We start from the raw sequence: 11645 nt of genomic DNA on the forward strand, positions 1-11645 counted from the left end.
ATGGAAATCGCGATCATCATCGCGGTCGTCGTCGTGGCCCTGGTGTTCGACTACACCAACGGGTTCCATGACGCGGCCAACGCGATCGCCACCTCGGTCTCCACCGGCGCACTGACCCCCAAGGTCGCGCTCGCCATGGCCGCGGTGATGAACTTCGTCGGCGCCTTCCTCGGCCAGAAGGTCGCCACCACCGTCTCCGACACCATCGATCCCGGGACGGGCACCCACGGCCTGGTGATCGTGATGGCCGGGCTCGTCGGCGCCATCGCGTGGAACCTCACGACCTGGTACTACGGCCTGCCGTCGTCCTCCTCGCACGCCCTCATCGGCGGCCTCGTGGGTGCCGCAGTGGCCGCGGGCGCGAGCGCCAACTGGGGCCTCGTGCTGGAGAAGGTCGTCATCCCGATGCTGCTCTCGCCCCTCGTGGCCTTCGGCCTCGGCTTCGCGGTGATGCTCGCCATCATGTGGGCCTTCCGCAACGCCCACCCGGCCCGGGCCAACCGAGGCTTCAAGATCGCCCAGACCATCTCCGCCGGCGCCATGGCACTCGGTCACGGCCTCCAGGACGCCCAGAAGACGATGGGGGTCATCTTCCTGGCCCTGCTGACCGGTGGCTACGTCGCCGAGTCGGACGGCCTCCCCCTCTGGGTGATCATCGCGGCGGCCACGGCCATCTCGCTCGGCACCTGGTCCGGCGGCTGGCGCATCATGCGCACCCTCGGCCGGCGGATCATCCACCTCGACCCGCCCCGCGGCTTCGCCGCCGAGTCGGTCGCTGCCTCCGTGCTCTACACGACGGCGTACGTCTTCGAGGCGCCCATCTCCACGACCCACACCATCACGTCGGCCGTCATGGGTGTCGGTGCCACCAAGCGCCTCTCCGCCGTCCGCTGGGGCGTCGCGAAGTCGATCCTGACCGCGTGGGTGCTCACCTTCCCGGCCGCCGCCCTCGCCGCTGCCGTGACGTACTGGATCGCTGCCCTCTTTCTCCCCTGATCCCCCTCTTCCGGGGCAGCCGCCTCTCTCGCTCCCGCCTGGTAGTTAAGTGAGAGCTTGTCGTCGATCGGCGAGATTCCTACCAACTCTCACTTAACTACGGAGCGGCTCCCGGCCCCTGTGGATGACGAGATGCGGGAGTACGCCGACGCCGACACGATGAGGTCATGTCGGAATTCATGCCGCTCGCGGCCGGCGCTCCGCCTGCCCGAGGCATCGGCCCCCGTGAGGGGATCGAGGCGGGGTTGGTCTGGCCGCTGCGCGTCGGCGACCACGAGGGTCCGACGCCATGGCAGGCGAGGGCCGGACAGTGGCGCAAGACCGGCTGGGGGCTCCACGTTCCCCCCGACACCCCTGTGACCGCTCGGCAGCGCGTCGTCGAGGCGGCAGCCCTCTGGCCGGACGGCGTGGTGACCGGGTGGGGTGCGTTGGCCTGGCGCGGGGCACGTTGGTTCGAGGGTACGGCGCCGAACGGATCTTCCTTGCCCGTGAACATCAACATCGGGATCGGCAAGGGACCCAGACGACAGGGCGAGCTGGCCACGGCCACCCAGGAGAGCGTGCCTCCGTGGGCGATCGAGCGGCAGAGCAGCATCCGCGTAGCCCTCAGCATCTGGGCGGTGGCGTTCGCCATGCGCTACGCCACCTCGGTCGTCGAGGCAGTGAAGGCGTTCGACATGGCGGCGTACGACGATCTCGTGACCATCGAGGAACTGCGCCGCTGCACTGAAGCCGTACTGGGCACCAAGACCGGCGTGCCCCAGCTTCGCGAGGCGCTGGAGCTGGTGTCGGAGAACAGCTGGTCACCGCAGGAGCCGCTCATGCGATGCGTCTGGTGCCTCGAGGGCCACAGACCGATGCCCCTCGCCAACCGGCCCGTGTTCGACCTGACCGGGCGGCATGTGGGAACACCGGACGTGATCGACATCGAGGCCGGAGTCTTCGGGCAGTACGAGGGGGCGAAGGTGCACCTGGTCGGCGCCCAGCGCAGCACCGACATCCGACAGGACGCCGTCTATCGAGACCTCGGACTGGAAGGCGTCACCATGGTCGCCGACGACTGTTCGGACACGAGGTCCTTCATCGGTCGCCTCCATGCGGCCTATGCCAGAGCCAGTCGTCGACCCTTCGAGGAGCGCCGGTGGCTGCTCGAACCTCCGGCCTGGTGGGTGCCGACAGTCACCGTCGAGCAGCGGCGGGCGCTCGAGGGGACGCAGCGAGATCGGCTGCTCGCCTATCGACGTCCAGCCGCCTGACGGTGCTGGCGGCGCGCGGGGACTTGGGTTGTTAAGTGCGGGTTTGTCGTGATCTCGACGGATCGATGCAAACTCTCACTTAACTAGGGGAGCCGGAGCCGGAGGCCGCGACCAAGAGCAGCGGGCGGGATGGACCGAGACAAACGGACCCACGGAACCCCCGAACCGGGGTCCGCTTGTCACGGGCCATCCACGCCGACGACGCCGGGGCGACTCAGCCGAAGCGACCGGAGATGTAGTCCTCGGTGCGCTGGTCGCCGGGGTTGGAGAAGATCTTGGACGTCAGGTCGAACTCCACCAGCAGCCCGGTGCGGTTGCCGGTGGTCTCGTCGGGACGCGCGGTGAAGAACGCCGTCCGGTCGGAGACGCGGGCCGCCTGCTGCATGTTGTGCGTGACGACGACGATCGTGTAGTCCTCGCGCAGCTCGACCATCAGGTCCTCGACGCGGGCGGTGGCGATCGGGTCGAGCGACGCGCACGGCTCGTCCATCAAGATCACGTCGGGACGGGTGGCGATCGTGCGGGCGATGCACAGGCGCTGCTGCTGGCCGCCGGAGAGACCGAAGGCGGACTGCTTGAGCTTGTCCTTCACCTCGTCCCACAGGGCTGCGTCGCGCAGTGACTTCTCGACCAGCTCGTCCATGTTGTCGACCTTCATGCCGGTCACCCGGGGGCCGTAGGCGATGTTGTCGTAGATCGACTTCGGGAACGGGTTGGGCTTCTGGAAGACCATGCCGATGTGGGTGCGTACGGCGATCGGGTCGACGCCCTTCGCGTAGATGTCGGTGTCGTGGTAGAGCACCTTGCCCTCGACGCGGGCACCGGCGACGAGGTCGTTCATGCGGTTCAGGCACCGGAGCACCGTCGACTTGCCGCACCCCGAGGGGCCGATCATCGCGGTGATCTCGTTGCGCCCGTAGGACAGGTTGACGTCGTGCACCGCGTGGAAGTCGCCGTAGAAGACGTTGAGGTCGCGCGCCTCCATCACCGGTGACTGAGGGACGACCGGCAACTGTCGGTCGCCGGCCGCGTGGACGTCAGCAAGGGATCCCATGTGGGCATTGTTCACGGGCGCGGCACCGGTTGTCGCGGTGGCAGGGGGGTTGGCCATGGAGGTTCTCTTCCTCACCAGGATCGCTGGAACTTGTTGCGGATGTAGATGGCAAGTGCATTGAGTCCGAGAATCATCACGAGCAGGACGATGATGGCGGCCGACGCGGCGTCCTTGTAGGCATCCTGCGAGCTGGAGCTCAGGCCGTAGATCTGGATCGGCAACGCCGTGATCGGGCTCATCAGGCCCTCGGGATCGAAGCGCAGCGAGCTCGCAAGACCGAGCATCACCAGCGGCGCGGCCTCCCCGATCGCCCGCGACAGGCCCAGGATGGTGCCGGTCGCGATGCCCGGTACGGCGGAGGGGAGCGTCTGGCGCCAGGTGGTCTGCCAGGTGGTGGCCCCGAGCGCGAGCGACCCATCACGGATGTCGCGCGGGACCGCACGAACAGCCTCGCGCGTGGTGATGATAATGACTGGGAGGATCAGCAGGGCCAACGCGATCGCTCCGCCGAGCACGATCCCCTTGCGCTGGATCCCCATGGTCGCCATGACGGCGACGGCCAGCAGGCCGTAGACGATGGCCGGGACGGCCGCGAGGTTCTGCAGGTTGACCTCGATGAGCCGGTTGTACCAACGTCGACCGTCGGCGAACTCCTCGAGGTAGACCGCGGCAGCGATGCCCAGCGGAACCGCCATCACGGCGGTGAACAGCATCAGCCACAAGCTGCCCAGGATGCCCGCACGGAAGCCCGTGCGCTCCGGGAACAGCGTGGAGTCGTAGCTCGTCAGCAGGTCGGCGTCGAAGCGGTGTGCGCCGGCGATGGCGGTGTCGAGGATCAGCACGACCAGCACCATCACCCCGAAGAAGAGGGAGAACCAGAGGGCGCCCAGGAACACCATCGAACCGAGATTGCGGTCGCGGCTCTTGCCGGTTGCGATCTGCACGGTGGTGTCCCGCGCCGTGGTGCTTGCGACGCTCATCAGTAGGCCTGCCTGTAGCGACGAACCAGCGCGATGCTGATGATGTTGATGACCAGGGTGATGACGAACAACGTCAGCCCTACGGCGAACAGCGTGTTGTAGGACGTCGAGCCGACCGGGTTCTCACCACCGGCAGTGCTCGCCATGAAGCCGGTCATGGTCTGCATCCCCTCGCGCGGGTCGAGGGACAGGTTCTTCTGCGACCCCGCGGCGATCGTGACGATCATGGTCTCGCCGATGGCACGGGACAGGCCCAGGACGATCGCGGCCGCGACACCGGACAGCGCCGCCGGCAGCACGACGCGCAGCGTCGTCTGCATCCGGTTGGCACCCATGGCCAGCGAAGCCTGGCGCAACGCCTGGGGCACCGCGCTGAGCGCGTCCTCGGCCAGCGAGGCGATCGTCGGGATGATCATCACGCCGAGCACGAGCCCCGCCGACAGGGCATTGAGGAAGCTGACCTTGAGGCCGAACAGATCCTGCAGCAGCGTCGGAGTCACGAACATGACGGCGAAGAAGCCGTAGACGACCGACGGCACCCCGGCGAGGAGCTCCACGGTCGGCTTGAGGTACTTGCGTGCCCGTGCCGAGGCGTACTCCGAGAGATACATCGCAGCGCCGAGCCCGAGGGGTACGGCGACGAGCAGCGCGATCACGGTGGTCATCAGCGTCGCCGAGATGAGCGGCAGCACCGCGAAGCGCGAGCCCTCGTCGAACGAGAAGAACTCCGAGAAGGCCACCTCTGCGAAGAAGTCGAGGACCGGCTGGATGAGGGCGGCGATGATCCCGAACGTGATCACGACCGAGAGCATCGCCGAGACGAAGAGGACCGCCTTGATGACGGTCTCGCCGGGACGTCTACGTCCCCTCAGGTTGGGGGCGCCGGGCAGGCCCGCCCCGAAGGGCGAGCCTGCACCGGTGCTGATGTTGCTGCTCATGCGAGGAAGGTACTCCCGGCGATCAGGAGGACAAGCCCTCGAGGGCCGACTGCGTCTCGCCGTACAGCTCCTCGCTGAGCGGGATGTACTTGGCGGCCGTGGCGATGGTCTCGAGGTTCTCGACGTAGAAGTCGACGTACGACGCGACGGCAGCGTTGTCGGTGTACGAGGCGTTGCTCACGTAGATGAACAGCGGGCGTGCCAGCGGGGTGTACTCGCCAGCCTGGGCGGTCTCGACCGACGGCTCGACACAGCCGTTGCCGTCGTCGATCGCGAGCGCCTTGAGCGAGTCGGCGTTCTCCTCGTAGTACGTGAAGCCGAAGTAACCGGTCGCACCCTCGGTGCCGGAGACGCCCTGGACCAGGACGTTGTCGTCCTCGGAGGCCTCGTAGTCGGAGCGCGTGGTCTCGGACTCGTCGCCGATCACGTCAGCAGCCATGTAGTCGTAGGTCCCCGAGTCGGTGCCGGGACCGAAGAGCGCGATCTCCTGGTCGGGGAAGCTCGGGTCGAGCTGCTTCCAGTTCGTGATCTTCGAGTCGGGCGCCCACAGCTCGACAAGCTGCTCAGTGGTGAGGCAGTCGACCGCCAGGTCGGGGTGCACGACGACCGTGAGGGCGTCGGTCGCGACCTGGAGCTCGGTGTACTCGACACCGTTCTCCTCGCAGACCGGCACCTCCTCGTCGTCCTTGATCGGACGGGAGGCGTCGGAGATGTCGGTCTCGCCGGCGCAGAACTTCTCGAAGCCACCGCCGGTGCCGGACGCGGCAACGGTCACGCGCACATCGGGGTTCTCCTCCGAGAGGAGCTCGGAGGCGGCCTTGCTCATCGGCTCGACGGTGGACGAACCGTCGACGGCCACGGAGCCGCTGGCACCCTCAGCGCCGGAGCCGGACGCGGAGCCGGCGTCGCCGCCACCGCAGGCGGCGAGCGAGAGGACGAGGGCAGCAACGCCGGGAACGAGCGCGCGGCGGAAGGAAGTGCGGTTCACTGCGGAACTCCTGATGTCTGTGGGTGAAGCTGACGAGCGTGAACGTAAGCAGCCGAAGTGACCGTCGACGTCGGCCTCGATGAACGGCGGGTGAACGACGCCGGGCCGCTCGGCCACGTGCGTCGGAGGTGGAGACGTACGTCACATGAACAGGGCCGGCCAGCCTTGACTCGGCGCAGCACGAAGGCGTGACGGCGGTTGGTCACACCCGCACCCTGTCAGCCGCGACCACAGCGCCCTTGCGGTGGTGCACGACGAGCATCTCGGCCGGCTCCAGCTTCTCCTCGTCCATGCCCAGGGCCTCGAACACCGCCGGCAGCACGGGACGGTGGGTGCACACGACCGCGCCGGCGTCGACCTCGAGCAGGTTGGCCACCAGCGAGGCGACGACTGGCACCGACAACCCCTCCTCGCTGAGCTCGTCGTAGGAGCGCAACGGCCAGCCGGTGGTGTGGACGTACGGCGTCACCGTGGCCACGCAGCGCACGCTGGACGACGAGTGGATCTCGGTCGCGTCGAACGCCGCGAGCACCGGCACGAGCCGCTGGGCCTCGCTCTCACCCGAGAGCAGCAGCGGGCGGCGCCGGTCGTCGCCCTTGAAGGCGGTGCGGGAACGGGCGTGACCGTGCCGGAGCACGACGATGGCCCGGGTCCTGCGTCGCAACGGCCTCGCCTGCGCGAGGGTCTCCCGGTCGTAGTCGTAGGTCAACCGCTCGGCCGCCTCGGCCCACGGCACCCACTCAACGGCGTCGATCTCGTCGTTGACGCGATAGCCGCTCACGTCGTCGTCGCCCTGCACCCGACCGACCCAGTAGTTCACCGACTTCATCCGCCCGCGGCCGGTGTCGTAGCGCTGGGTGTCGAGCGCGGGGCCGAGCCGGATGTCGAGCCCGGTCTCCTCGGCCACCTCGCGCACGGCGGCGGTGGTGACATGTTCGTCGGGATCGAGCTTGCCCTTGGGGAAGGACCAGTCGTCGTAGCGGGGGCGGTGCACGAGCAGGACATCACCGCCCTTGCGGGTGACGACCGCTCCGGCAGCACGCACGTCCGGGGCTGGCATGGGCGTTAGTCTCACACCACCAACCGCCTCATGAGGAGTCCCCCTTGCTTCGTCGTCTCCCCCGGGGTGTCGTGTTCGCGCTCGCGGTCGGTCTGGCCCTGCTCCTGGTCGCCGTCGTGGTGCTCGGAGTGCGCTGGTGGCGCGACGAGAACCGCCCGGAGCTCGCGCGTGCGGCGTCCCTCGCCCCCGCCTCGACCGAGCGGCTCTCCTGGACCGATTGGCAGGCCGTACGCCGCAGTGTCGGCGCCGACCTCGACGCCCGGCCGAGCACGGACGAGGTGACGGCGTTCCTCGACGAGGCCTTCGGCCGCGACCTGTCGACGTCGTCGGCCCTCGTCGAGTCGGCCGCGACCTTGAACCGGGAGTTCCGCTTCTCCCCCGCCACCCTCGACTGGGAGCTGCTCGCGCAGGGGCCTGACGGCGCCGTCGACATCCTCGGCTTCCCCGACGACACCGACTTCGAAGCGCTGGGCGACACCTTGGAGTCACTCGGTTTCGAGCGACCCGACGACGAGGACGGAGTGTGGGCGGGCGGCGCCGACCTGCTCCCGCGAATCGGTCCGGGGTTGACCCCCGAGCTGCAGTTCATCGCCCTGCTGCCCGACGAGGGCGTCGTCATCACGTCGGACACAGCGGGATACCTCGAGGCCGCGGTCGAGGCCGCGACCGGCGAGTCCGCGCACCTGACCTCGGTCGACGACGTGGTCGAGGCGGCCGGGTCGCCGCTGGTGGCCGCGATCTTCACCGGGGCCTACGCGTGCGAGAACCTCGCGATGGCGGCGGCGGACGACACCGACCAGGCCCAGGCGGAGGAGCTCGTGCGGCTCGCGGGTGGCGTGCACCCGATGACGGGCTTCGCGATGGCCACCCGGGCCAGTGGCGACATCTCGGTCAGCATGTCCTTCGAGTCCCAGGACTCCGCCCAGCAGGATGCCGAGTCGCGAGCAGACCTGGCGAGCGGTCCGGCACCGGGGCAGGGCGGCGAGTTCACCGACCGCTTCGAGTTGACGTCGGCGACCGCCGACGACCGGGTGGTGCAGCTCGTGCTCGACCCCGTCGAGGGTCAGTACGTGCTGTCGGACCTGACCAGCGGGCCCGTGCTGTTCGCGACCTGCTGAGCGGTCACTTCTCGCGCGGACGCGGCAGCGGGACCTCGGACGAGGGCGGCACCGGGGTCACACCGAGGAGACGATCGATCTCCTCCTGGGTGAGGTGGTCATCGGACTCGCTGGCGGCGATGATCAGCGTCGTGGTGAGCTCCACCTCGCCGAGCAGGTCGTCGTCCTCGAGGGTCACGTCGAACTGATCGTGCACAGCGCACCTCCGATCGACAGACGTTGAAGAGTCACCATGCCCAATGCCACGGCTTCCAAACCAATTAGAACCCACAAATCGTCTGACCAGGCCGAAGATGACCCGAACGGCAGCGAGGCCCCACCCAGATGGGTGGGGCCTCGCCGTACTTTGAAGTCCGGGACAGGTGCTGTCCAGCTTCGCAGGGTCAGATCAGACCGCGCGAACGTTCTCCGCCTGGGGACCCTTGGGACCCTGGGTGACGTCGAACTCGACCTTCTGGTTCTCATCCAGCGACTTGTAGCCGTTGGACTGGATGGCGCTGTAGTGCACGAAGACGTCGTCGCCGCCGTCCTCCTGCGCAATGAAGCCGAAACCCTTCTCGGCGTTGAACCACTTCACGGTGCCTTGAGCCATTGCTCTGTTACTCCTGTTATCGGGCGAAAGATCGTCACTTCGACGATCCCGCATCAAGTGCGGTGACACGTCGCTCCGACTCGCGGACTGGCAGGGCCCGAAGAAGAAACGCCGTTGGATCACAAACTCCGCTGGCGTCTACCTGCTGGAACTTGCACCTGTTGCATGACACACACTATCAACTCGGTCCCGGATGGAAACCTTCCCGCGGCACCAATTCCGTCGCAACGGGTGAACACTCGGCAGCGCCCGGACCACGCGAACGTGACGTGGAACGGCCCCTGCGTGCCACGGAGCGGGAGACGCACGACGGAGAAGTAGGCCCTGTCGGGCTCGAACCGACGACCAGCGGATTAAAAGTCCGACGCTCTACCAACTGAGCTAAGGGCCCTCGAGCGCACCCTATCGAGCCGTCCGCGCGCACGGACCAGGTGTCCGTAGGCTGCGCCCATGAGTGGCTACCTGGTCGACGACGCGACGCCGGACGAGATCGAGGCCGAGCGGGCGACCTACGCCCCACTGGCGGAGGCGACCCGACTGCTGGCCGACCTCAGCATCCGCACCCGGGTCCCACCCGCCGACGCGGCGCTGGCCAGGGAACACCTCGACGCCGCCATCGCGCTGCTGGGCAAGGACGTCGACGACGAGTCGTACGGCGTGCGCCACTCGCGCGCCGGCATCACCCGGGCCTGGGGCAACGCCGTGGTCGGGATCCGCAACCCGGTCGCACCGCCGCTCGCGATCGTGCACCACGACGACCGGGTCTCGGCGGAGTTCGAGCTGTCGGCGGCGTACGAAGGACCGCCGAGCCTCGTGCACGGCGGCGTCTCCGCCCTGATCCTCGACCAGCTCCTCGGCGAGGCTGCCGCGGCCGCCGGCAAGCCCGGGATGACCGGCACGCTCACGGTGCGCTACCGCCGGGCCACCCCGCTGGGCGCCCTGCGCGGCGAGGCGCGCGTCGACCGCGTCGACGGCATCAAGACCTACGCCGTGGGGCACATCGCCGACGCCGAGGGCGTCTGCGTCGAGGCGGAGGGCGTGTTCATCCTGCCGCGGTGGGCGCGCAGCGAACAGGCCGCTCCGACGAAGTTCGAGTAGCGCTCAGCGCTCGGACGGCACACCGCGCGCGCCGCTGTCGGTGAGGCGCGCTTCCTGCTCGGCCAGTGCCTCGAGCTCCTGGCGACGAGCGGCCTCGCGAGCAGCGTCGTAGGCCCCGGGAGCGGAGACGAGATCGCTGGCACCTCGGCGCAGGCGTGCCAGCGCCGCCCGGGCGAAGATCTGCTGCTCGGTGGTGGTGCGCTCGGAGCGACCGCGGCCGAGGAACGAGATGGCCCAGTGCAGGACTGCGGTGACGCGGTTCTTGAAGCCGGTGATGTAGACGAGGTGCACGGCGAGCCACATCAGCCACGCGATCAGGCCGGTGAGGCGGAGCTTGCCGACCATCGCCACCGCGTTGAAGCGACTGATGATGGCCATCGAGCCCTTGTCGAAGTACTTGAACGGCTCCTGCGGGGCCTTGTCCTCGAGCCGGTTGCGGATCTCCTTGGCGGCATACTTCGCGCCCTGGATCGCCACCTGCGCGACGCCCGGCAGGTTGTCGAGGGCGATCATGTCGCCGACGACGAAGACCTCGGGGTGGCCCGGCAGCGTGAGGTCGGGGTTGACGCCGATCCGGCCCGCACGGTCGAGAGGGGCGCCCGTCTGCTCGGCGAGGGTCTTGCCCAGCGAGCTCGCCTGGACGCCGGCGGCCCAGATCTTCGTGACGGTGTTGATGCGCTCGACGCGACCGTCCTTGAACTTCATCTCGATGCCGCGCTCGTCGACGTCGGTCACCATCGCACCGAGGATGACCTCGACGCCGAGCTGCTCGAGCTCCTTCTTGGCCTTCGCGCCGAGCTTCTGGCCGAAGGGCGGCAGCACCTGCGGGGCGGCGTCGAGCAGGATCACGCGAGCCGAACGGGTGTTGATCGAGCGGAAGTCGCGCTTGAGGGTGCGGTGGGCCAGCTCGGCGATCTGGCCGGCCATCTCGACGCCGGTGGGACCGGCGCCGACGACCACGAAGGTCAGCAGGTGGTCGACGTTGTCACCGCGGTTGGCACCGAGCTCGGCCATCTCGAAGGCGCCGAAGATCCGGCCACGCAGCTCGAGGGCGTCGTCGATGCTCTTCATGCCCGGGGCGTGCTCGGAGAACTGGTCGTTGCCGAAGTAGGACTGGGTGGCGCCGGCCGCGACGATCAGCGAGTCGTAGGGCGTGACGGTCTCGCGACCGAGGACGTGGCTGGTGACCGTGCGGGACTCGAGGTCGATGTCGGTGACCTCGCCGAGCAGCACCTGCGCGTTGTCCTGGCCGCTGAGCACCTCGCGGGTGGGGGGCGCGATCTCGCCCTCGCTGAGGATGCCGGTGGCGACCTGGTAGAGCAGCGGCTGAAAGAGGTGGTGGGTCGTCTTCGCGAGCATCGTCACCTCGACGGGCGCACGGCGCAGCGCCTTGGTGCCGAAGAGGCCACCGAAGCCGGAACCGATCACGACCACCTTGTGGCGAGGGGGTGCCTGCACGCTCGACATGTCAATCCTCTCGAAACCGCTCCAACACGAAGTGTTCCATTCCACGAGCCTCCGTCGCGGCTGACCGGGGATCGTCCCCCTCAGTCTCGCGCCTCGGG

The 11645-nt window shown here is 68.4% G+C and carries 12 protein-coding genes and 1 tRNA gene; 4 read left to right on the forward strand and 9 right to left on the reverse strand.

Translation table 11 applies throughout. The features are described 5' to 3' along the window. Together CF8_RS16305 and CF8_RS16310 are read left to right on the forward strand one after the other, a co-directional pair. A complete protein-coding gene (locus CF8_RS16305; RefSeq protein WP_010834205.1) occupies positions 1-996 on the forward strand; it encodes an inorganic phosphate transporter in 996 nt (331 codons plus the stop codon). Positions 997-1163: 167 nt separating this feature from the next. Further along, entirely contained in the window at positions 1164-2252 is a 1089-nt protein-coding gene (locus CF8_RS16310; protein WP_051204245.1) for a hypothetical protein, read from the forward strand. Between the two features lie 214 nt (positions 2253-2466). On the opposite strand, the gene pstB is transcribed toward CF8_RS16310, so the two are convergent. From pstB to CF8_RS16335, 5 genes are all read right to left on the reverse strand, one after another. Beyond that, positions 2467-3237 (reverse strand): phosphate ABC transporter ATP-binding protein PstB, encoded by a 771-nt coding sequence (gene pstB / locus CF8_RS16315; RefSeq protein WP_010834207.1) that lies wholly within the window; start codon positions 3235-3237, stop codon positions 2467-2469. A gap of 140 nt (positions 3238-3377) precedes the next feature. Further along, positions 3378-4286 (reverse strand): phosphate ABC transporter permease PstA, encoded by a 909-nt coding sequence (gene pstA, locus CF8_RS16320; RefSeq protein WP_010834208.1) that lies wholly within the window; start codon positions 4284-4286, stop codon positions 3378-3380. Continuing rightward, positions 4286-5224, reverse strand: a complete 939-nt coding sequence (gene pstC / locus CF8_RS16325; RefSeq protein WP_010834209.1) for a phosphate ABC transporter permease subunit PstC — start codon at positions 5222-5224, stop codon at positions 4286-4288. Before pstC ends, pstA begins: the two co-directional genes overlap by 1 nt. Positions 5225-5246: 22 nt before the next feature. Beyond that, positions 5247-6212: a PstS family phosphate ABC transporter substrate-binding protein gene (locus CF8_RS16330; protein ID WP_010834210.1), complete on the reverse strand. Its 966-nt coding sequence runs from the start codon at positions 6210-6212 to the stop codon at positions 5247-5249. Positions 6213-6414: 202 nt separating this feature from the next. Beyond that, positions 6415-7272, reverse strand: coding sequence for an NUDIX hydrolase (locus tag CF8_RS16335; protein ID WP_036491279.1), 858 nt, complete (start codon positions 7270-7272; stop codon positions 6415-6417). Positions 7273-7316: 44 nt separating this feature from the next. Between CF8_RS16335 and CF8_RS16340 the strand changes: the two genes are divergently transcribed. Further along, positions 7317-8390 carry a hypothetical protein gene (locus CF8_RS16340; protein WP_156887256.1) on the forward strand — a complete coding sequence of 358 codons (1074 nt, stop codon included), beginning with the start codon at positions 7317-7319 and terminating at the stop codon, positions 8388-8390. A 4-nt stretch (positions 8391-8394) separates the two neighbouring features. Here CF8_RS16340 and CF8_RS16345 read toward each other — a convergent pair whose 3' ends face one another. The 3 genes from CF8_RS16345 to CF8_RS16355 form a co-directional block, all read right to left on the reverse strand. After that, positions 8395-8586 (reverse strand): hypothetical protein, encoded by a 192-nt coding sequence (locus CF8_RS16345; RefSeq protein WP_036491280.1) that lies wholly within the window; start codon positions 8584-8586, stop codon positions 8395-8397. A gap of 192 nt (positions 8587-8778) precedes the next feature. Further along, a complete protein-coding gene (gene cspE, locus CF8_RS16350) occupies positions 8779-8982 on the reverse strand; it encodes a transcription antiterminator/RNA stability regulator CspE (RefSeq protein ID WP_036491281.1) in 204 nt (67 codons plus the stop codon). 318 nt (positions 8983-9300) lie between these two features. Continuing rightward, positions 9301-9373: transfer RNA gene (locus tag CF8_RS16355), tRNA-Lys, on the reverse strand. A 59-nt stretch (positions 9374-9432) separates the two neighbouring features. Between CF8_RS16355 and CF8_RS16360 the strand changes: the two genes are divergently transcribed. Continuing rightward, positions 9433-10080: a PaaI family thioesterase gene (locus CF8_RS16360; protein ID WP_010834213.1), complete on the forward strand. Its 648-nt coding sequence runs from the start codon at positions 9433-9435 to the stop codon at positions 10078-10080. Between the two features lie 3 nt (positions 10081-10083). Here CF8_RS16360 and CF8_RS16365 read toward each other — a convergent pair whose 3' ends face one another. Further along, the gene (locus CF8_RS16365; protein WP_036491282.1) at positions 10084-11547 is read right to left on the reverse strand and encodes an NAD(P)/FAD-dependent oxidoreductase; all 1464 of its coding nucleotides are present in this window, start codon (positions 11545-11547) and stop codon (positions 10084-10086) included. Between the last annotated feature and the right edge of the window lie 98 nt (positions 11548-11645).

This window comes from Nocardioides sp. CF8 (genome assembly GCF_000389985.1).
In the GTDB taxonomy this organism is placed as follows: Bacteria; Actinomycetota; Actinomycetes; order Propionibacteriales; family Nocardioidaceae; genus Nocardioides; species Nocardioides allogilvus.